At 71.3% G+C, this 20,142-nt stretch carries 17 protein-coding genes, 1 tRNA gene and 1 pseudogene; 6 read left to right on the top strand and 13 right to left on the bottom strand.

Annotation, left to right across the window (positions count from 1 at the left end; translation table 11 throughout):
- Positions 1-74 precede the first annotated feature (74 nt).
- From ACIBG6_RS36515 to ACIBG6_RS36560, 10 genes are all read right to left on the bottom strand, one after another.
- Positions 75-1,406, bottom strand: coding sequence for an alkaline phosphatase family protein (locus ACIBG6_RS36515; RefSeq protein WP_399227120.1), 1,332 nt, complete (start codon positions 1,404-1,406; stop codon positions 75-77).
- Between the two features lie 53 nt (positions 1,407-1,459).
- Positions 1,460-2,563 carry a metabolite traffic protein EboE gene (gene eboE / locus ACIBG6_RS36520; protein ID WP_399227062.1) on the bottom strand — a complete coding sequence of 368 codons (1,104 nt, stop codon included), beginning with the start codon at positions 2,561-2,563 and terminating at the stop codon, positions 1,460-1,462.
- On the bottom strand, positions 2,560-3,420 hold the full coding sequence (locus tag ACIBG6_RS36525; protein ID WP_399227063.1) for a TatD family hydrolase: 861 nt from the start codon (positions 3,418-3,420) through the stop codon (positions 2,560-2,562). The genes eboE and ACIBG6_RS36525 overlap by 4 nt, the downstream gene beginning before the upstream one ends.
- A 19-nt stretch (positions 3,421-3,439) precedes the next feature.
- Positions 3,440-4,057: an EboA domain-containing protein gene (locus tag ACIBG6_RS36530; RefSeq protein ID WP_399227065.1), complete on the bottom strand. Its 618-nt coding sequence runs from the start codon at positions 4,055-4,057 to the stop codon at positions 3,440-3,442.
- 2 nt (positions 4,058-4,059) lie between these two features.
- On the bottom strand, positions 4,060-4,983 hold the full coding sequence (locus ACIBG6_RS36535) for a sugar phosphate isomerase/epimerase family protein (protein WP_399227066.1): 924 nt from the start codon (positions 4,981-4,983) through the stop codon (positions 4,060-4,062).
- Complete coding sequence (locus tag ACIBG6_RS36540) at positions 4,980-5,885, bottom strand: SCO3242 family prenyltransferase (RefSeq protein ID WP_399227067.1); 906 nt, start codon at positions 5,883-5,885, stop codon at positions 4,980-4,982. Before ACIBG6_RS36540 ends, ACIBG6_RS36535 begins: the two co-directional genes overlap by 4 nt.
- Positions 5,882-7,045 (bottom strand): inositol-3-phosphate synthase, encoded by a 1,164-nt coding sequence (locus ACIBG6_RS36545; protein ID WP_399227068.1) that lies wholly within the window; start codon positions 7,043-7,045, stop codon positions 5,882-5,884. The genes ACIBG6_RS36540 and ACIBG6_RS36545 overlap by 4 nt, the downstream gene beginning before the upstream one ends.
- A gap of 73 nt (positions 7,046-7,118) precedes the next feature.
- Complete coding sequence (locus tag ACIBG6_RS36550; protein WP_399227069.1) at positions 7,119-8,408, bottom strand: PQQ-dependent sugar dehydrogenase; 1,290 nt, start codon at positions 8,406-8,408, stop codon at positions 7,119-7,121.
- A gap of 167 nt (positions 8,409-8,575) precedes the next feature.
- The gene (locus ACIBG6_RS36555) at positions 8,576-9,745 is read right to left on the bottom strand and encodes an LLM class flavin-dependent oxidoreductase (protein ID WP_399227070.1); all 1,170 of its coding nucleotides are present in this window, start codon (positions 9,743-9,745) and stop codon (positions 8,576-8,578) included.
- A 216-nt stretch (positions 9,746-9,961) separates the two neighbouring features.
- The gene (locus tag ACIBG6_RS36560; RefSeq protein WP_399227071.1) at positions 9,962-10,630 is read right to left on the bottom strand and encodes a dihydrofolate reductase family protein; all 669 of its coding nucleotides are present in this window, start codon (positions 10,628-10,630) and stop codon (positions 9,962-9,964) included.
- 920 nt (positions 10,631-11,550) lie between these two features.
- Between ACIBG6_RS36560 and ACIBG6_RS36565 the strand changes: the two genes are divergently transcribed.
- From ACIBG6_RS36565 to ACIBG6_RS36575, 3 genes are all read left to right on the top strand, one after another.
- Entirely contained in the window at positions 11,551-11,787 is a 237-nt protein-coding gene (locus ACIBG6_RS36565; protein ID WP_399227072.1) for a hypothetical protein, read from the top strand.
- Positions 11,788-12,468: 681 nt separating this feature from the next.
- Positions 12,469-12,825: a hypothetical protein gene (locus ACIBG6_RS36570; protein WP_399227073.1), complete on the top strand. Its 357-nt coding sequence runs from the start codon at positions 12,469-12,471 to the stop codon at positions 12,823-12,825.
- Positions 12,826-13,521: 696 nt separating this feature from the next.
- On the top strand, positions 13,522-14,127 hold the full coding sequence (locus ACIBG6_RS36575; RefSeq protein ID WP_399227075.1) for a dihydrofolate reductase family protein: 606 nt from the start codon (positions 13,522-13,524) through the stop codon (positions 14,125-14,127).
- A 410-nt stretch (positions 14,128-14,537) separates the two neighbouring features.
- Here the strand turns inward: ACIBG6_RS36575 and ACIBG6_RS36580 are convergent.
- Positions 14,538-14,676: pseudogene (locus tag ACIBG6_RS36580) on the bottom strand (restriction endonuclease); the annotation flags it as partial.
- An 82-nt stretch (positions 14,677-14,758) separates the two neighbouring features.
- Here ACIBG6_RS36580 and ACIBG6_RS36585 point away from each other — a divergent pair.
- Positions 14,759-14,841, top strand: a tRNA-OTHER gene (locus tag ACIBG6_RS36585).
- A gap of 53 nt (positions 14,842-14,894) precedes the next feature.
- On the opposite strand, the gene ACIBG6_RS36590 is transcribed toward ACIBG6_RS36585, so the two are convergent.
- Entirely contained in the window at positions 14,895-15,404 is a 510-nt protein-coding gene (locus ACIBG6_RS36590) for a hypothetical protein (protein ID WP_399227076.1), read from the bottom strand.
- Between ACIBG6_RS36590 and ACIBG6_RS36595 the strand changes: the two genes are divergently transcribed.
- Complete coding sequence (locus ACIBG6_RS36595; protein ID WP_399227077.1) at positions 15,390-16,319, top strand: hypothetical protein; 930 nt, start codon at positions 15,390-15,392, stop codon at positions 16,317-16,319. The two genes, ACIBG6_RS36590 and ACIBG6_RS36595, sit on opposite strands and share 15 nt — an antisense overlap.
- 328 nt (positions 16,320-16,647) lie before the next feature.
- Entirely contained in the window at positions 16,648-18,864 is a 2,217-nt protein-coding gene (locus ACIBG6_RS36600) for an FG-GAP repeat domain-containing protein (protein WP_399227078.1), read from the top strand.
- Positions 18,865-19,269: 405 nt separating this feature from the next.
- Here the strand turns inward: ACIBG6_RS36600 and ACIBG6_RS36605 are convergent, their stop codons facing one another.
- Entirely contained in the window at positions 19,270-19,923 is a 654-nt protein-coding gene (locus tag ACIBG6_RS36605) for a hypothetical protein (protein WP_399227079.1), read from the bottom strand.
- Positions 19,924-20,142 lie beyond the last annotated feature (219 nt).

Genomic DNA, 20,142 nt, shown 5'->3' on the forward strand with positions numbered 1-20,142 from the left:
CACGGGTCCTTCCAGAGGGTCGACTCCCCGAACTCCGCGAGTCCACCGCCACGTTCACGGCATACGGGACGCGCTCACTCCTCCAAGCCCTGCAGCCGCAGCAGCAGACCCGGAAGGTCGACCGCGCGCACGGCACCCGCAGGAGTCAGGTCGGGCCGCCAGCCGGGTTCGGAACACAGCACCATCGGCCCGTCCGGCGGCGAGTCCGGCAGACGGCCGTGCGAGCCGCGCACGCAGGACGGATCCAGCGGCACCGCGTTCATGGTGTAGCGCAGGCCGAGCTTCTTGCGCGCCAGACCCAGCGCCGCCTTCGCCTTGACCAGCCGGTCCGCCGGGTCGAAGAACAGCTCGGCCGGGTCGTAGCCCGGCTTGCGGTGGATCTCGACCGACCGGGCGAAGTCGGGGGCCCGGGCGTCGTCCAGCCAGTAGTAGTACGTGAACCAGGAGTCCGGCGCGGCGACCACCACCAGTTCACCGGAGCGCGGATGGTCGATGCCGTACGCCGCCTGCTCCTCCCGGCCCAGGACCTCGTCCACCCCGTCGAGCCGCGTGAGCAGGTCACGCACCTTGGGCACATCGGCCTCGTCGGCGACGTAGACATGCGCGGCCTGATGGTCGGCGACGGCGAACGCCCGTGAGGCCCACGGATCCAGATACTCCATCCCCGCCTGCTCGTACACCTCCAGCCAACCCCCGCGGCGCAGCGCCCGGTTGATGTCCACCGGTCGGTCGACCGCGGTGATGCCGTACTCGCTGAGCGCGATCACGGCCGCGCCCTGCTGCTCGGCCTGCTCCAGCAGCGGCGCGAGCTCCGCGTCGACGGCCCGGGCGGCGGCCACGGCCTGCGGGGAGTCGGGACCGTAGCGCTGCAGGTCGTAGTCCAGATGCGGCACATAGGCCAGCAGGAGTTCGGGGCGCTCGGTGCTCAGGATGCGGCGGGTCGCCGCGACGATCCACCGGGTGGACGCGATCCCGGCGGTCGGACCCCAGTACTGGAACAGCGGGAAAGGACCGAGTTCGTCGGTGAGCCGGTCGTGCAGGCCGGGCGGGCGGGTGTAGAAGTCGGGGGACTTGCGGCCGTCGGCGTGGTAGACCGGGCGCGGTGTCACCAACAGGTCCGTGGAGGCGCCCATGGCGTACCACCAGCACACATTGGCCACCCGGTAGCCGGGGTAGCGGGCGCGCGCGGTCTCCCACACGTTCGGGCCCCGCACCAGCCGGTTGTGCTGCCGCCAGAAGTGGACCTCGCCGAGCTCGCGGAAGTACCAGCCGTTGCCGACGATGCCGTGCCCGGCCGGCAGCCGCCCGGTGAGCAGGGTCGACTGGACGCTGCACGTGACAGCGGGCAGCACGGTACTCAGCGGGGCGGATCCGCCCCGCGCGGCCAGCCGGGACAGGTTCGGCATCCACGACAGCAGACGCGGCGTCAGACCGACCACGTCCAGGACGACCACCGGCTTCACCGCACACCCCCTTCATCCACCAACTCGCGTTGCGCCCACTCCAGTTCGGCGGCTATCCCGTCGACGGGGTCGGCGCCCCGGGGCAGCACCTGCCAGGTGTACGTCTCGACCTCGATCACGACCTTGTCGCCCGCGGCCGCCACCGCCCGCCGCAGCACGTCGGTGGTGGCCCGCAGCGGACGCTCGGGTTCGGCGTGCAGCGGAATGTGGAAGTGCACCCGCCACGCCCCCCGGCCGGGCAGCGTCTCCAGCGCCTCGGGGAGATCGTCGGCCGCCAGCACCCGGCCCCGCTCGCCCGCCTCCCTGACCTGGTGCAGGTAGCGGGGCTCGGCGTACCGGGCGAGCAGCCGGCGGGCGGCCGGGTCACGGGGATCGTCGACGTGCAGGGCCGCGGACGCCTGGACCTTGACGACCGCAAGGCCGGCCTCCTCGACGGCGGCGACGGCCTGCTCCGGCTCGGCGAAGGAGACGGCCAGATGCGCGGTGTCCAGGCAGATCCCGACGACCTCGGGATCCACCCGGGGCACGAGCCAGCGCACCGCGTCCGCCACGGTGTCCAGGACGCAGCCCGGCTCCGGCTCGACCGCGAGCCGAATCGGCCGCCCGGCCCGCGCGGACGCCTTGCGCAGCTCGCCGGCCGTCCACCGCAGCGCCGACTCGGCCCTCCGGTCGGCCTCGGGCGACCACGGAGTGCGCCAGCCGAGCGGCAGCGTGGACAGGCTCGCGCCATCCGCGTCCTCGGGCATCAGCCCGGCCAGCACATACGCGCAGTCGGCCGTGTATCGGGCCCGGGCCGGATCGGTCCAGTCCGGCCGGTAGACGGAGTGCTTGACGACCTCCTGGTGGAAACCTCCGTAGGGGAACGCGTTCAGGGTCAGCACCGACAGACCGCGGGCGTCCAGCTCGGCGCGCAGCCGGCGCACCGCCGCCGGATCGGCGGCCAGCTCCGCCGCAGCCTCGGCCGCCAGCCACAGCCCGAGCCCGAGCCGGTCGCACCCGAGCCGTTCGCGCACCGGGACCGCGTAAGCGTCGAGCTGACGCAGAATCCCGGCCACATCCTCGGCCGGATGCACGTTGGTGCAGTAACACAACCGCGTCATGACTGGCCCCGCAGCACCGAATTGCCCTCGTGCAAAGCCCCTTCGGCACCGGCCTCACGCTCCTGCCCGAGAATCAGATGCCCGCTGCGCCGGTAGAACTCCACCGGGTTACGCCACAACACCCGGTCGACATCGGCGTCACCGAACCCGGCCTCCAGCATCGCCATGCCGACCCGATGGGTCGTGAGCGGATCCGAACGGCCCCAGTCCGCCGCCGAGTTCACCAGAACCCGGGCGGTCCCGTACTCCTTGAGGACGGCGACCATGCGGTGCTCGTCCATCTTGGTGTCGGGGTAGATGGAAAACCCCATCCAGCAGCCGGAGTCGGCGACCATCCGCACGGTGACCTCGTTGAGATGGTCCACCAGCACGGCACCCGGATCGATACCGGACTCGCGCACCACGTCCAGGGTGCGGCGCGTCCCCACCGACTTGTCCCGGTGCGGGGTGTGCACCAGGACCGGCAGGGACCGCTCGACGGCGAGCGCCAACTGACGTGTGAAGGCCTCGTCCTCGGCCGGCGTCATCGAGTCGTAGCCGATCTCCCCGACCGCGACCACACCGTTCTTCCCGAGATACCGCGGCAGCACGTCCAACACCTCGACGCACCGCGGGTCGTTGGCCTCCTTCGGGTTCAGCGCGATCGTGCAATTGTGGCTGATCCCGAACTGCGAGGCCCGAAACCGCTCCCAGCCGATCAGACTGTCGAAGTAGTCCACGAACGACGCCACCCCGGTACGGGGCTGACCCAGCCAGAAAGCGGGCTCGACCACGGCCCGCACACCGGCCGCGTACATGTGCTCATAGTCGTCCGTGGTACGGGACGTCATGTGGATGTGCGGATCGAAAATCCTCATCGGGAACGGTCCTCAATCCTCATCGGGAATCGTCCTCTCCTCGCGACGGCCCCGAGGCCGGCAGTACGGCGACATCGAGCAAGGCGCGAAGGTCAGGACCGATCTCCCGCCCCGCGGCACACCGCTCCTCAGCCAGGTCACGGACCATCCGCAGCAGCTCGGCGTCGGTCCGCCGGGCCAGATCCGCCACCGCCATCAGCGGTATCCCGAGGAACAGGCACTTCAACACGCCCTGCCGCCACGCCGCCTGCCCCAGATGCGCGGCGGAGAACGGCCCCATCGCCGCCGCAACAAGCCGCGGGTCGTTGCTGCGCAGCCCGTCCGCGACCAGCGCCACACCGAGCCGCACCGACGACGCGGGCAGCACCGGCAGAGCCCGCAGCACGCCCCGCCGTTCGGCGTCGTCACCCTGCCGGTAGAGCCGCTCCGTCTCGCGCTCCACATCCGCTTCGGGCAGCACCTCCACCAGGACCGCGAGCAGCCGCGCCCGCGCCCGGTCGTCGGCGGTACCGAAGACCAGTGCCTCGGGATCGGCGCTGCCCCGCACGGGCTCCGCGCCGACCAGCGCGTACTCCTCGTGAATGGACCAGGGCCGGTCCCGGACGCGCCGCTCCGCGGCCGCGAGCAGATCGTCCATGCTCACCGCTCCCCGACAGCGGACGGCCTCGACGCACCGCCCTGTATCGACGTACCGCCCCGCAACGGCGGACCGTCCTGCTTCGGCCCGTTCGCTCCTCGGGCCTGACGCAGCGCCGCCAGCGCCCTCGCCGCGACCTGAGGCGCGGCGTGACTGTGCCGGGGCAGTTCGACGGCCGCGACCCCGCGATAACCGATCAGGTCGAGCGCCGCCAGCGTCCCGGCGAGGTCGAGCCCGCCCTGCCCGAACTCCAGGTGCTCGTGCACGCCCGGCAGCATGTCGTCGAGCTGGACGTTGAACAAAAGCCGCCCCGCCCGCACGACGCACGTCGCCGCGTCGACCGGCTCCACGGCGACGCAGTGCCCCACATCCAGGGTGACGCCCAGCACCTCGGGCTCACCCAGCGCCCGGCGCAGATCCAGCGCCTCCTCCAGCCGCTCGACGACCATGCCGGGCTCGGGCTCCAGCGCGAGCCGGACACCACGCCGCTGCGCCTCGTCCACCACCGGCCCCAGGTGCCTGATCATCCGGCCGCGGTTGGTCTGCCCGGACACCCCCGGCTCGCTCACACCGGACCAGAACGACACGCACGCGGCGCCGAGCGACTGGGCGATCCGCACGGAGCGGAGCAGGAAGTCGATCCGCGGCCCGGCCGACTCCGACACCAGCGTGGGATGGTGCTTGTGGGACGGATCGAGCAGATAACGCGCGCCCGTCTCCACCACACAGCGCAAGCCCAACGACGAGAGCAGGCCTGCGAGCCGCTCGGCGGCCCGGGCCTGTCCGGGCGCGAACGGGTCGAGGTGGTGATGGTCGAGGGTGAGACCGACCGCGGTGTACCCGAGATCGGCGATCACCCGCAGCGCGTCGTCCAGCCGGTGGTTCGCGAACCCATTGGTGCCGTAACCCAGGTCGAAAGAGCTCATGTCGGACTCCGCATGCTGGAAAGCCGACGCACCAGCGGCAGAACACCCAGCACCAGCGCGGCGGCGGTGAACGACCCGGACCGCGCGGCCAGCCCGGCCTGCAGCGGCACCATGCCGTGGATCCCGGCAACCGTGGCGGCCCGGACGGCAACGGGATCGGCCACGCCCCCGGCCGCGCCCCGCACGGGCGCCGCCGCCACCTGAGCGCGCATCGTGGTCCCGGCATAGACCAGCGAACACACGACAGCCCCCGCCCCCCGCCGTACGGAGGACACCCGCCCCCCGCAGGTCAGGGCGGCGGACAGCATGCTGGCGCCCAGCGCCACCCGCTGATCGGCCCGCCCACCGCCGTGGACCTCGCCCCGGGAGAGCGCCGTCACCCCGAAGGTGTGCGCCGCCAGAGCCAGCGCCGGTGTCCGGGCGGACACCGCGCGGGCGGCTCCGGCACCGAGCAGGACGTCGAGACCGCGACAGGCCGCCATCCCCAGCGGCGCCGCCCGGGTCGGCTTGAGCACGGTGTCGTACGCCCAGACGGCCGCGGTCAGCGGAACGGCGACGCGCAGGGCGTCGGAGCCCCCGGCGAAGGCGGCCAGAGCGAGCCCGGCGCCGCTGAGCCCGACAGCCGCGGCAAGGGCGGCCCTTGGCGTGATCCTGCCCGAGGGAATGGGCCGCTCGGGGCGTTCGTCGGCGTCCACCGCACGGTCGGACCAGTCGTTGAGGGCCATGCCCGACCAGTACAGCGCGACGGAGGCGAGCGGCAGCGCCAGCCGCCGCCCGCGCAGCGGACGCCCGGCGGCCCCCGCCCCGGCCACCACATCACCCAGGACCGTGAGCGCGGCGGGGCCACGGACCAGCTCGATCCAGTCGCCCGGCCCGCCCCCGGGCCGCCCCCGAGTGCTCACCGGGCCACCGTGATGCGCCGCACCCAGCCCACCAGGTCCCGTTCCTGCTGGGCGAGCCGGTGCTCGTCGCTGCCGACCGGGTCCTTGAAGAAGAAGCCCAGCGCACCCAGCGGCCCCGACACACCGGCCGCGTGCGCGCCCGCCGTGAGCCGGGCGAGATCGAGGACGAGGGGCGCCGCCAGCGCCGAGTCGTGGCCCTGCCAGGTCAGCTGGAGACTCATCTGCGCGCCGAGGAACCCCTCGAAGGAGACGTGGTCCCAGGCCACCTTGCGTTCCCCGAGGTCGGGCACGTAGTCGATGTGCAGCGGCGCGTCGGCCTTGCCGCCGAGCAGCGCCTCCAGTCCGCGGGCCTTGGAGGCCAGCTTTCCCGCCGCCCGGCCCTCCTGGCCGAGGTTCGCGCCGTCGCCGCCGCCGAGCAGGTTGGTGCCCGCCCACGACCTCACGTGCAGGGCGCGCGCGACGAACATCGGTGCCAGCGCGCTGCGCAGGAGCGTCTCGCCGGTCTTGCCGTCGCTGCCGGCGTAGGGCAGGTTCCGCCGGTCGGCCAGTTCGACGACGGCGGGAAGACCCAGGCCGGGGGAGGGCGTGAAGTCGACGTAGGGGCAGTCGGCGTAGAACGCCGCGTACGCGGCCAGCGCGCTGGGCGGGAGCACCCGCCGTCCGGGAGTGGCCAGGGCGCGGTCGAGGGCGGCGAGGTCGGCGTGCTCGGGCTGCGGGGGGACGGGGGGCTCGGTACTGGAGACGTTGACGACCACGACCCGGTCCAGGCCGTGGGCGTGACGGAACGTCGTGATGTCGCGGGCCAGGTGTTCGACGGCTTCGATCTGGCGGTCGGGCCCGTCGACGCCGTCGTATCCGGGCCGGATCTCGCGGTCGGCCGCCTCCAGGTCGTCGGCGACCGCCGCCGGAAGCCAGGCCGGCAGCACACCGGCGGCGGCGAGGTCGTCCGCCCGCTTGCGCAGCGGGGTCCGGACGATGTCGTGGCCGCCGACCACCAGCTGGGACCAGGTGGGGAAGAGGGCCGGGTCCAGGTCCAGGAGCTCACTGACGGAGCCGGTGGCCGGGGACAGCCCCGCCCTGAGCGCGGCGAGGCCGCAGATGGCGGTGGTGCCCACCGAGCCCCTGCCGCCGACCAGCCACAGACCGCTTCTGCCGTGCATCGTGCGACTCCCTTTCCCCACAGGTGACAGATGGCGTTCCCCGGCCCGAGCGGGCCGGCTCAGCGGGCAAGGCTCAGTCGGTGGAGGCGGCGGGCCGGTCCCAGCCCTCCCAGCGCAGGAGCCGGCCGCTGCCCGCCTTGGCCTCGACACCGTGGTCGGTCATCTCGAACCGGCCGAAGTCCAGGACGTACAGGGCGGGATCACCGGGAGCGAACCCGACGTCGATCGGCCGGTGCAGCTCGGGCTCGCCCGGCAGGCCGCGGGTGGACCAGTCGTCCGGGTCGACCATCAGCAGGTGCCGGCCGAGCTGCGGCCCGCCCGGCGGAAGCGTCATCGGGGCCTCGTCCCCGAACAGCGTGACCACCAGCTGTCCGGCGAACGCGGAACCCGGCGGGGCGACGGCGAACTTGGTCGCCGCGACGTGCGCCTCGAAGTCGAGCACGGCCTGCTCCGGGGGCGGCAGCCGGTCGTGACCGGCGAGCAGGAACGTCGGCTGGGGACCGCGCTCGGGCGCGAACCGGGGATCGGTCACCGGGATCCCGCCGATGAAGTCCGGCCAGCCGTACCAGGCGCCTTCGTGTATTTCGAGCAGCAGGTCGGGGGCGTTTCCGATGGGCCGGCTGCCCCGGTCGTCGGCTCCCTGGTCCACCGCGAGGAGCCGGCCGTCGGGCAGGAACCCGAGCCCGAAGGCGTTGCGGATGCCCCAGGCCACCAGTTCCAGGTTGCCGCCGTCGAGATCGCAGCGCATGACGGACGCGGTGCAGGGCAGTTCGGCCGCGACCCGCTGCCCGGGGCGGGTGGCGGTGCCGAAGGGGGCGAACGCGCCGGTGACGGCCTGCGCGCCGGGTGTGCCGGACAGCGGGTCGCGGGTGGTGGCGTTGACGCCGGTCAGCTCGATGTCGAGACCGGGAACGTCATAGGCGTGCGGGAGGCGGCCCAGCCAGCCGAGCTCGTAGGCGTCCAGCCCGATGATCCCCAGGTTGGACATCGCTCCCTGGGCGAAGTACAGCTTGCCGTCAGGGCCCGCCACCGCCATGTCGACGTGGTAATTGCCGGGCCCGGGCAGACCGTCGACGATGACGGTGCGCTTCCCGTCGGGGCCGATACGGGTGATCCGCCCGGCACCCCCCTCGGACACGTACAGATGGTCCTGGTGCCACAGAAGCCCGGTCACGGGCGCGGCCAACTGGTCGGCGACGAGCCGCCGTCCGGCGCCGTCCCTGTCCATCCGCCAGATCCGGCCGCCCGGCGCGGCGCCCGCGAACGGCAGGCCCGACTCGGCCAGATACACCCCGTGGTCGTTGTCGAAGGCCAGACTGGTCGGGAAGTCCAGCCCGTCGGCGACTGCGGTCAGGGAAGACACGAAGGCTCCTTCGAAAGGGGTGCGCCCGGGGCGATCGCCGCCGGAGGAACAGCGCGTCACGCGCAGGGAAAAGTACGGAGGGCGGGCGGGCTTCACCGGGAAAAGGCCCCGGCCCGGCGGATCGGATGGCAACGGGAGGCCATCCGATCCGGGCCGGGGCACCGGGGTCAGGAGGCCGCTTCGTCCAGACCGGCCTTCGCGGCGGAGAACAACTCGGGCGCCACGTCGTGGGCCATGGCCGTCGCCGACTGCCAGCCGACTTCGTGGGCGTTGCCGACTCCGCCGCACAGCAGCACGAACCGCCTGAAACCGGCCGACACCAGGGCGTCCAGCTTCGCCTTGACCGTCTCGGCCGATCCGACGAGGGCGAACGGATTCCTGAGGTAGGAGTCCGCCGGCGCCTCGAACACCCCTTGCACGCCGGTGTCGCCCTCCTTCGCCAGCATTTCCAGCGAGCTCTCGGTGAGATGGGCCCCGGCCAGCCGCGCCAAATGCCCCCCGGCGGCCTCGACGTGCGAAGCGAAACCATCGCGCACGATCTCGGAGGCTTCCTTGTCGGTGTCCGCGATAACGGTGAAGCAGCTCGCCGAAACATTCGACATGGACAACGCGTGCCCGTTTTCCTGCCCGATCTCGAAATACCGCTCCAGGCGCGTGACCATCTCCTCCACACTGACCTTGGACATGCCGCCCGCGGACGGGTCGAGGTTCAGTCCGGTGAACACGTTCCATCCGCGCCGGGCCGCGGTGGCCAGGGACCCGTCGGTCTCGGCCGCCACCCACAGGGGCACGCGCCGCTGGACCGGCCGGGGCCACACGGTGACCCTCGCGGTCTCGATGTCCTGCGCGAAGGGCGCCAGCGCCGGCGTCAGATCGGCCTTCGGCACCGGGTGGTCGATCTGGTTGAGGACGCCGTCGACGAGGTCGGCCGCGTGCTCGAAGGCGGCACGGTCGCCGCGCCGGCCGAGACCCACCTCGAGCCGGCCGCCGGAGAGCACGTCGATCATGGCGAACTGCTCGGCCAGGTGCAGCGGATTGTGCAGCAGGGCGAGGTTCACCCCCGACATGATCCGGGCCCTGCTCGTCCTCGCGGCGAGCGCCGCCAGCATGATGTTCGGATGAGTGACCAGCGATGACGGCCCGAAATGCTCCGGCATGCTGAGACCGGCATAGCCAAGCCGCTCCGCCTCGACGCAATGGTCGAGGTAGCTCTCGTAAATCTGGGCCCCGAGCCCGGCATCCCACTTCTCCGGGTCGCGCGATCCCGGCGGCGCGTACGTGAGGTTGTCCCAGTAGACGAACTTGACGATGTCCGAGTCGTCGCCGATTTCGCTCATGCCTCGATGCCCCTCTGCTCGCAATCACCACCGCCTGGCTGTGCCTCAATTGAGTCAGGCGGTGGGGGAGCGGGGCATCTTCCAAATTGCCAAAGCCCCGAGACACCACCGAATAAAACACCGCGAACCAACCGAACCGGACCGGTCACGCCCAAAAAGCCCCGGCGGGTGCGACGCGCACCCGCCAGGGCCAAGGAAGAACCGTGCCCGACCCGGTCACCGCCTCCAGAACAGCAGATGGGTGACCCCGCTGGAGCTGGGCACCGACTCCATGTGGAAGCGGTCGAGCAGTTCGTCGGGGCTCTTCCACAGCCGCTCGCCCCGGCCGATGTCGACGGGCGCGACGGCGATGTGCATCGTGTCGACCAGGTCGGCGTCGATGAACTCGCGGATGGTGCTGACCCCACCACCGAGATGCACGTCCCGCCCGGCCGCCGCCTCCTTCGCGCGCGCCAGCGCCTCGGCGGGAGTCGCGTCGAGGAAGTGGAAGGTGGTGTCGGCCAGGGTGAAGGACGGGCGTACGTGATGGGTGAGCACGAACACCGGCGCGCGGAACGGCGGGGTGTCCCCCCACCATCCCTGCCACTCGTAGTCCTCCCAGGGACCACGCTGGGGCCCGAACTTGTTACGCCCCATGATCTCCGCCCCCATGTTGCGGGCGTGGTCACGCGTCAGGTAGTCGTCCAGCCCACGCGTACCACCGGGATCGGTCCGGTTCACCCAGCTGGCGGTGGCACCCGCCCAGGAGAACAGGGCGCTGGGATCCGCGTGCCCGAAAGGCCGCTCCAGACTCTGCCCCTCACCGGCCCCGAACCCGTCCCGCGACACGTTGAAACACTGCACCCTCAACAGCTGTGACCCACCCCCTCCTCCAGAAGCCGACACCGGCCCGGCCGCGTTCTCCGGCTCCGCGGCAGAAGGGGACGACGAGGAGGAAGGAGGGGCGCTCATAGTTCTCATACCGACACCAACGAGACAAACCCGAATCGGATACGCGACCCACGCCCCACGACGCAGCAACGACCGCCAGACAGCCCGGCGCCCCGCCCTCCCAGTGGGAGCCGAAGCCGGGGGAGCGGCGTCCGGTAAGACCGAACCACGCCTGCCGAAGCGTGACGCGCGTCTTCTCGGCGGGCTCGCCAAGATCCACCCCATCCCCGACCGGTGACGCGACCTGAACAAGAACGTGGGCGTGGGCGCTGAAGCTGTTCTGGCGCGCGGGTGGACGGCTTAGCCTTGAAGGCGTTGGTGCGGGTCCGAGCGCTCAACAGCCGGTCGACCTCTGGCTCATCGGGGTGTCGAGGAGCGGGAGGTCGGCGTGGGTGGCCATCCGGAGCAGGTCGTAGGCAGATCGCTCCCGCGCGCTCATTGGGCCCGAGTACCTCTTCACCCGCACCGACGGCGTCGTCGGCCTTCTCGAACGCCTCATCGAGGACGGCTGCGCCGAAGCGATCACCAGCGTCGCCGAGCGCCTTACCGAGACCCTCCTCGACACGCTCCCGCTCACCCTGGCCGGAGCCAGCCGCGATGCCGAGGCCGACGAGATCCCGTCTGTCCCCGAAGCTCCAGCCCGCCGCCCGCGTGCCGGACGGCGCCGCGACACCGCGTTTGATGACCACGGCCCCGCCGCTTCGGACACGGCATGAACACGCTGCTGCCCAGAAGCCTCGACCCGGTACCCGGCGACCTGCTGCCCGGCTACCTCCTACGCCTCGCCCTCCCACCGCTGGACCTCGGACACCTCTGCGGCCTCACCACCGGCCCGCTCCTCCCCGTCCGCCACCTCGTCCGCCTCGACGCCGCCCATGCCCAACAGGTTGCCGACGCCTGCCGCCTCCACCCCGGCCGAAGTCCACGCACTCACCCTCGCCGGCCAAGCCCCCGGCTCTACGCCGCTGCGCATCGACTACCTCGGGCGGCACCAGAGCTCCGTCACGATGGCCGACGACGGCTGGGTGCTCACCGCTTTCAGCCGCTACCGCCCCCACTGCCTGACCGACACCGCCCAACTCCCCGGCGGCCCCGTCCGGCAGGGAGCCTGACGCCTCCCGCACACCTTTCTCCGCGAGCGGCACAACCGACTCCTGGCCTGGCAGCGCCCCGCCTGCCACGCGCCGGCGTTCTCCAACGGCTACCGCTCCGAGGAACGATGGCGACCCACAGCTCATCCCCGCCCCGGGGCAGCGTCTGCACCCCGCCCGAGAACACCTGCGGCCCACGCCGGCCATGACGCACGCCCATCGCCGACTAGCCGAAGCCGCCACAGCCGGGGCCGATCACGAGGTAACGAGCCTCGGTCAGCGGGTGTCCGCCCAGTGGTTCTTCAACGACATCCGGGCGACCGTCTCGGCCGTCCGCGGCAGCTGGCCCCTCAGCCTGCGAGGTCTTCGCGGAGCTCGGGTCGATGGACGCGGTCACGGCCCACGGCGATGCCCTGCGTCGCCCCCACCCCGAGCGGACAATGGCGCTGGGGGACAGACGGGTCGCTCGAACCTTCGGACACCCGCCCGCCGACCCGCTCCCCGCAGCGGCCCTGATGGCCCTCACCGTGGCGACCCTCGACGACCCGAACGGACACCACACCCCTGCGTCGCTCCTGTCCGCCCTGCCGTCGACGAGCACCGCCCACATCCGGCTCCGCCGGCAAGTTCCCCACTGCTCACCCACGATGACCGCGGTGCTCCGCGGTGCTCCGCGGGATCGTCCGGTTCCCACGGAAGGCCGTGGGAAAGCCTGCCCTCTTCCCCCAGCCCGCCACCCACCGGGGCCGACTCGCCCCCTGCACCATCCCCGCTGTCCTGCCAGAGCACTGGACCACCCCGCTCGACGAGCTCGACGCACCGAGACGGCAACTGCGGCGGGACGCGGCGATCCGACTCGTCCAGATGGCCACTGGCCGTTCCCGCCGCTCCGCCGCCCTCTACCTCGGAATCCCCCTGGGGTCGCTGCCCTCTGCCACCGTCACCATCAGCCCCTGGCAGAAGGAACCAGGCAACGCCGTGGCGTACCAGAACGCCCTTCACCGCGTCGCCGAGACCGCTATCGCCGAAGGCGACCCGCGAGGTGCCTCGGCCAGGTGAGGGGGTCCCCGTGATGGGGTGGTGCTGCCGCAGCCAGCTCCGGCTCTGAGGATCGAAGTTGGCCCCGAAGCATTCCAGTTGGCCGACGGCGCTCGATAGCGATTCATCCCCACGACGGGATCCCCTTCGTCTGTGAACTGATGATGCGGCCGTACGCCCACCTCGACCTGGGCGACGAGGTCGCCGACGTCATTGGCCGGGCATGGCAGTTCGACGGCCCCTGGGAGTGGACGCCCTTCGACGGGGAACCAGTCGGCACGGGACCCGTGTGGCCACCTCGTCCTGCTCACCCGCGCAGGAGCACCATGCTCCATCGAGCAAGCCGAGGCAGTGGCCGCGAGCACGGCGAACGGTTCGCACCAGGAGACGGTCCGAGACTGGAAGTCATTCGCGGGGGCCTCCCCGACGCCCTGACCCGGCGGCGTCGCTCCGTCGTCGACTTCCTGAGCACGGACTTGGCCGGACGGGCCAACTACGGCGCTCAGTCACAAAATGTGACTGAGCGTTTCAGCTGACCCCTGAGCGTTGTACTTGGCCCGGCTGAGCGTGATGGTTTGCCCGGGCCGTCCGCGGGTGGCGCCCCGCCGATCTGTTCGGCTGCAGCGTCATGGGTTTCTCGTTGCTCCACGGCGCGGTCGATGCGTTTGTGGCTCCCGGCCAGTCCAAGCTCGTGACACCCCAGGAAAGGACACCGCCATGTCGGAGCTTCTCGTCGACTTCATCACCTCCCTCGACGGCCACGCGTCGGGAGAGGGATGGCCCGGGTTCTGGGGCCTCGAGGGCCCGGAGTACCTCGCATGGCTCGGCGAGCAGCCCGAGGCCACCTACCTGATGGGAGCGAACACCTACCGCCTCATGTCGGGCTTCGCCGCAGGCCAGGTCCCCCATGGCCAAGACGAGTTCAGGCCCGAGGAAGAGGCGTCCGTCGACGAGCTCACGCAAGCGTCCAAGGTGGTGTTCTCCTCCTCACTCCAGGAGCCACTGACGTGGGCCAACTCCACGCTCGTCCGCGACGACGCCGTCGAGGCGGTCAGCGCCATGAAGTCGAGTGGCTCGGGGCTCCTCAGCACGATCGGCAGCCTCAGCCTGTCCCGGTCCCTCCTACGAGCCGGACTCGTCGACCGCTTCCGGGTCGTCATGTTCCCGGTGATCACCGGGAACACGGGCGAAGAACGCATCTACGACGGCTATCCGGACGTTGCCCTCGAGATGATCGAGCACCGCACCTTCGACGGCCGCATCCAGCTGGTCGAGTACAAGCCCCGCGTGCTCGAGCACCCGCCGCTCGGCGTCCCTGCGTGACGTCGCCCCGTCCGCCGGTCTGGACGGCCGCCAGGCCGGCGCCGGCGGGTGCGGAGCAAGACCTCATAGGGGGCCAGTCAACGTCAGGACGCCGAGCCGTCGCAGGTCAGCCCATGTAGGCCGCTCCCAGACCGCGGTCTCCGCAAAGGTCCACCTTCCGGATACGGATGCGCCGCTCGACGCTTCCCTGGGCAGAGCTCGCGGCTGCCGGGGCGACATGCCCGGGTCCCCGTGCTCCTGGCCCGGCTGCGAGAACCCTCGCCGGCTCCAGCATCTTCTGATGGGCCGACAGCGCAATACACGACCCCAGCAGCGCCCGCTGATGGTCTGCGGGGGAGTGCCAGTGGAGATTCGTGAGCTGGTTGTCAGCGGTGTAGCCCCAAGGGCTGGCAACGATGCGCCTTGCGTCGTCAGGACAGTGACGTCGGACGGCGATGCGGGGGATACGGCCCTCAGGAGTTCCCACAGCGGCCGTGAGCCGCCTGCCCGCTCTGCCAAGACGGTCCGGTCGACCAGATGCAGCCGTTGCGCGCGCGCGAACTCCACTGCGGTCTTGGAGGTCCGCGTCACCGGCCGTTGACATCGAAATCTCAGTGCGGTTCACCTGTTCCGGCCCGTACGCTGCCGACGCAGCCCTCGTCGTCCAGCGGCCCAGGACACCGGTCGCCGGTTCGCCGGAGCCGGAAACCCGGGTTCGAATCCCGGCGACGGTTGCATCCCCCGTCGGTCTCGGCGTTCCGCCCGGAACTACGAGGGTGACGGAGCGTTCAGGGGCGTCTGAGGGAGATCTGGTGCAGGACGTCATGGCGGGGATCGCGGCCAACCCAGCCCTCCCGGAGCGACTGTTCGAGCCACTCGCGCAGACGGGTGACGAAGACGTCCGTCACGTTCTGACGTATCGCGATGACCTGTCCGAGCTCCAGGCGCGCATCCTCTTGGCCTACGACGACGTCGATGTCCACTCGCTGATCACGCGCGGCAAGATTCCCTGGGCCGAGGTGCCACGCCATGACTCCTTCTTCCTGCTGGCCGCAGCCCAGGCCGGGATCGCGCCGGAAGTAGTGGTGCGAGAACTTGCCGTGCACCACGACCCAGAAGTCCGTGGCGAGCTGGCCTCCTACGTCACCGGCCTGCCACCCGACGTCCTTGCCACCCTTGCCCGTGACCCCGACCCGGCCGTGGCCGAGCGGGCGGCCGAATCCTCCGAACTGCCGGCCGACCTCGCAGAGGAACTCGCCCGCCACCCCCACGTCGTAGTACGAGTGAGCCTCGCGCACAACGACCACATCCCGCCCGCACTGCTCACCGCGCTCCTCGCCGACGGCGGTAGCCCCGCGCCCACGCGCTGCGCGGCATGCCACCTTCGCACCGAAGGCTGCTCCGACCACGCCCCGGGCATCCGCAGGATACGGCTGGCCGCCGCCACCAACCCGGCCGTGCCACCCGCCGGTCTCGAGAACTTCCTCGACGCCGAGGAAGCCGGGACACCGGCTGAGATCGCGGAACGGACCGACCTCCCAGCCGCCTTCCACGCCCGCCTGGCCACCCATCCAGCGGCCTTCGTACGGGAGACCCTCGCCCGCAACCCCAGCATCGGTGAACCGCTGATCCTCCAGCTCACCGAAGACCCCGACCCCGGCGTCCGCCTGGCTGTCGCGGAGAATCCATCAACACCACTTTCCTACCTCACCGCGCTCGCAGGCCGCCGAAGACTTTCGGACGGGCCGCTGTCGCGGATCCTGAACGCGACCGAACCCGAACTGCACAAACTGGCCACGAGCCGCGTAGCCCAGGCACGCGCCCTCGCCGCCGCGCGCCCCGACCTTCCCGCACCGCTCGTCGACCGGCTCGCCAAAGATCCCGACATCGGGGTCGCCCGCAAGATCGCACCCCACCCAAGGCTCACCAGCCACCAGCTCACCGACATGGCCGACCGCCACGGACCACCCGTGTACGGCGCCATCGCTCAAAACCCCGCCTGCCCCGCCAAGCTGCTCCGCCGGATGGCACGGGACACCGGATCCGCGCGCAAGGCGCTCCGCCCGATTGCGGCCCACCCGGCTTCACCGCCGGACATCATCGAGGGCCTGCTTGCGAACCCCGACCCCAGGGTCGTCCACGCCGCAGCCGCACACCCCGCACTGCCGGTGGAGACGATGGAACGGCTGCTCGACCGCGCCGCGGCGAGCTGACACCGCTCGTCGACCGGAGCTACGGCCACGTAAGTACCAGCGCCTGGTTGCGATGTGCCGGGTTGGTGTCAGTGGGTTGGTGTCAGTGGCGGCACGTCAGGCTGGGGTGTTTTCGCTGGTCGGGCGTTGATGGAGGGCGGGGGGCGGGGACACTGTCGTGGGGCGGGGGGACGCCCACCCGACGCAGGTGCTGCTCCTGACCGACGCTGAAGCCGAGTTGACGGACTGGGTTCCGGCCTGGGAACGGCCGTACAACCTTGAATGGCCTTTGGAAGTCCTGCGGTCGGGGCGCGCGGACGCCTCACCCATGATTTCGGGAGGAATCCCCTTGAAGCACCTCAGCCCTGCCGGCCGACGCCTCGCTGTCGCCGTCACGGTCGCTCTTGCGGTCACCGCCGGCAGCCCGGCCGTCCCGGCGTTCGCCATGCCCCTCGCGGTGGCGCCTGCCGCCTCCGACGCCCCACAGGACGCGATCTCCATGCCGCCGGGCACGGTCGCCCTTTCCGGCGGACCCACCGGCTTCCTCACCCGCCACAAGGAGGGCGAGAGCGAGGTCCACACGTGGACGCGGTACGCGGACGGGGTCCGGACCCGGCTGCCGGGCGGGACGTACGAGGCGGACCCGGGCACGGACACCGTCATCCGGACCGACGGCACGACCCGCACGTTCCTCGACATGGCGACCGGCGAGGAGCTGGTCTCCTACGACCTCGCCGCGCACGGCGAGGCCGGCGCCATCGCCTCCGTCGCGTACCGGGGGACCACGCTCGTCGTGGAACGACGGGTGGACGGGAAAGGGGAGGTCCACCTGATCGACAAGGATGACCGGGGCCAGGATGTGGACCGGAAGGTGACCGGCCTGCAGGAGACCTGGTGGTGGCGGGGTGAGCAGCACACGGACCCCAGCACGCTGATGATCCGTGGCTTCGTGAGTTCGGACGGGACGGGGGGACAGAAGCTGGTTTTCGTGGACCTCGCCACGGCCTCGGTGACGGCGACCCACGACGTCCTGAACGCCACGGACTGGATCACCCCTGTCGGTGGCTCCCGGACCCGCGCGGTGTGGCAGGAGAGGGACGCCACCGGGAAGACGGTCCTGGCGGTGGCCCGGCGTGACTCCCTCGAGGTCGCCCGCACCACCTGGGCGAGGGAGGTGAGGGGGGCGCCGCTGGCCCTCGGAGTCACGCACGACTGGGTCGTGTACGGCAACTCCTGGGCCTTCGGTGCCTGGAACGCCGAGGGACTGCGCGACCTGACCGCCCGTTCGCTGACGACGGACGAGACCTTCCCGCTCCTCGCGCACGCCACCTCCGTCGTCCAGGCCGCCGACGGCGGCCTGATCGCGACCGGCGGCACCGTCGAGCACGGCGAGGGGGTGTACCGGATCACGCCCGGCGCGAACGGCAGCCGGCCGGCCGTGTCCGTCCTGGCGACCACCGGCGTCCCCACCGCCCTCACCGCCCGGTCCGAACCCCAGGCGCCGTCCGGCGTGGTCGACCTCGACGCGGCGGACGGGAAGGTGCCGTTCAGCTGGACGCTCGACCGCCCCGGCGCTCTCGTCACCCTCAGGGTGGTCCACACGGCCTCGCGTGCGACCGGCACCCTCAGGGCCTGGCAGGAACGTGGGGGACCGAGCGAGTTCCGGCTCGACTGGGACGGGTTCCTCAGCAAGTTCCCGGCCTACGCGGGCGCGTACACATGGACGATGACGGCCGAGCCCCGCAACGGCATCGGTCCGGCCGTCGAGCGCACCGGCTCGTTCGTCGTCGCCCCCCGCACACCCCTCCGGCACGACTTCGACGGCAACGGCTCGCCCGACGTCTTCGGCCGCTCCTCGGACGGCTTCCTCTACCTGTACGACGTGGGCCAGCTCCGGCAGCTGACGCACGACGAACCGGTGCGGCGGACCCTCATCGGCGGAGGCTGGAACGCGTACGACCAGATCGTCCGCCGCAGCACGGGACTCGTCGCCCGCGACAAGGACGGCGTCCTCTGGTCATACGAGGGCAAGGGTGGCGGCACCTTCACCCCCCGCAAGCGCGTCGGCGGGGGCTGGAACGTCTACGCCAAGCTCACCAGCGGCTCCGACCTCACCGGCGACGGCCGCGAAGACCTCGTCGCGACCGACAGGGAGGGCGTCCTCTGGGTCCATCCGGTCAGGGCTGACGGTACGTTCGCCGCGCGCAGGAAGGTCGGCGGAGGCTGGGGCGTCTACCACCAGATTGCCGCCACCGGGAACATCGGCGGCGCCGCCGCCGGTGATCTCGTCGCCCGCGACAAGGACGGTGTGCTCTGGCTCTACCTCGGCAAGGGCGACGGCACGTTCGCGACCCGGTCGAAGATCGGCGGTGGCTGGCGCGATCTCAGGGTCATCGGCGCGGGTGACGTCGACGGCGACGGCAAGAACGATCTGGTCTCCGTCAACTGGGCGGACTACACCCCCACCTACCTGGGCCTCCGCCGGGGAACGGGCCAGTGGAAGACCCCGTTCGAGGCCGTCATGAGCCCCAGCGGCCAGTTCCAGAACGTACCCCCGCTGTTCTGACCCCGCCCCCCGGCGGTCAGCGGGACAGCCGCAGACCGTCCTGCCGACCCTGCGGGCCTTGACACCCCAAGCGGTGGCGAGGGCGGCCACGAGCAGCAGACCGTAGCCGCCCTCGTCAGGACTCGGGCACGGTAACGGGCGGCGCTCCCCACAGGCGACCGGCGCGCCCCTTCCTGTGCCGTGAAAGGCGTGAACCACTAGGTGCAGAGGCGGAATTCCTGGAGGTTCTACGTGCGCGGGGTGGCCTTCGGTGACCGTCGCCGTCCGGTCGGCGTGCCGAGGGCGCAGTCGATGACGGCACACAGTGTGGTGAGCTCGCCGTGTACTCCTCAACTCGTTCCCGCAGGGCCGGATCCTCCAGACAGACCACGATGCGCGTACCGTCCCCGCTGTCGCCCCAGCGGGTCAGCCGGTGATCGAGAAGAAGATCGAGCCGTCCTCGGCCCACCACCAGGCGCCCTCGCCCTTGTTCCATTCCGAGGCCCAGCTGTCGAGGGCCTCGATGAGCTCCCCGAGGTCGTACCGAAGATCGGCGTCGACGCGGTCCAGCACCGCGCGGTAGGCCTCCACCGCGGGGCCGGCCTTCGCGAGGGGCCAGCAGCCGATCTCCGGTGATCCCTCCAGGGGATGGGGTATGTGGAACCCGATCTCCGAGGGCGGGCCGCTGAAGACGTACTGGTAGGGCAGCAGGTCGGCCGGGACGCCCGCCGAGCTGAGGGCGTCGTCCAGGGCGGAGAAGTAGGTGACGGGGCTCCGGTAGCTCGCCAGGGTCGCGCTGTCGCTCGCGTTGTGGTCGATGATGATCTGGAGGGCCGCGTAGTAGGCGCAACCGGCGTAATCGGCGGAGGAGTCGGCCCGGCCGGAGACCAGCTCCTCCAGGGCGTCCGGGACCGACAGTCCCCAGTCCACGCCCTGGAGGTCGAGGCTGTCCTGACGTGCCTTCGCCCTGACGCGCATGTTGTCCAGGCGTCGTGATTCGTCGGCGCTCAGGTCCAGGGCGGGCACGAAGCGCACGATCTCGCCGCGGTTCGCCATGCTGTAGTTCACTACCTTGCTCATGGGTTCATGCTGTCAAAGGGCACTGACAGCCCGGTGTCCGGGACCGGTTCGCAGGTGCCGGAGAGCCGCTCAGGCCGTATCGCAACCGCGAAGCGTGGTGAGCTCCTCGCACGGTTTTGCGTTCACGGTGGGCACGATCCCCGGCACGCTCCTCCGGGACGCGCCGTGAAAGCCGCGGGGCCGCCCCGACTCCTTCGCCGACCCCGTCTACGTCGTGCT

The organism is Streptomyces sp. NPDC050842, from assembly GCF_044456565.1.
Taxonomy (GTDB): Bacteria; Actinomycetota; Actinomycetes; order Streptomycetales; family Streptomycetaceae; genus Streptomyces.

Excerpts from the sequence above, each read along its gene's own strand:
- ACIBG6_RS36545 (WP_399227068.1), bottom strand. The coding sequence starts at position 7,045 with ATGCACGGCAGAAGCGGTCTGTGGCTGGTCGGCGGCAGGGGCTCGGTG.
- ACIBG6_RS36555 (WP_399227070.1), bottom strand. The coding sequence starts at position 9,745 with ATGAGCGAAATCGGCGACGACTCGGACATCGTCAAGTTCGTCTACTGG.
- ACIBG6_RS36525 (WP_399227063.1), bottom strand. The coding sequence starts at position 3,420 with ATGAGGATTTTCGATCCGCACATCCACATGACGTCCCGTACCACGGAC.
- ACIBG6_RS36605 (WP_399227079.1), bottom strand. The coding sequence starts at position 19,923 with ATGAGCAAGGTAGTGAACTACAGCATGGCGAACCGCGGCGAGATCGTG.
- ACIBG6_RS36515 (WP_399227120.1), bottom strand. The coding sequence starts at position 1,406 with ATGCCGAACCTGTCCCGGCTGGCCGCGCGGGGCGGATCCGCCCCGCTG.
- ACIBG6_RS36575 (WP_399227075.1), top strand. The coding sequence starts at position 13,522 with ATGTCGGAGCTTCTCGTCGACTTCATCACCTCCCTCGACGGCCACGCG.
- eboE (WP_399227062.1), bottom strand. The coding sequence starts at position 2,563 with ATGACGCGGTTGTGTTACTGCACCAACGTGCATCCGGCCGAGGATGTG.
- ACIBG6_RS36535 (WP_399227066.1), bottom strand. The coding sequence starts at position 4,983 with ATGAGCTCTTTCGACCTGGGTTACGGCACCAATGGGTTCGCGAACCAC.
- ACIBG6_RS36530 (WP_399227065.1), bottom strand. The coding sequence starts at position 4,057 with ATGGACGATCTGCTCGCGGCCGCGGAGCGGCGCGTCCGGGACCGGCCC.
- ACIBG6_RS36565 (WP_399227072.1), top strand. The coding sequence starts at position 11,551 with ATGCCCAACAGGTTGCCGACGCCTGCCGCCTCCACCCCGGCCGAAGTC.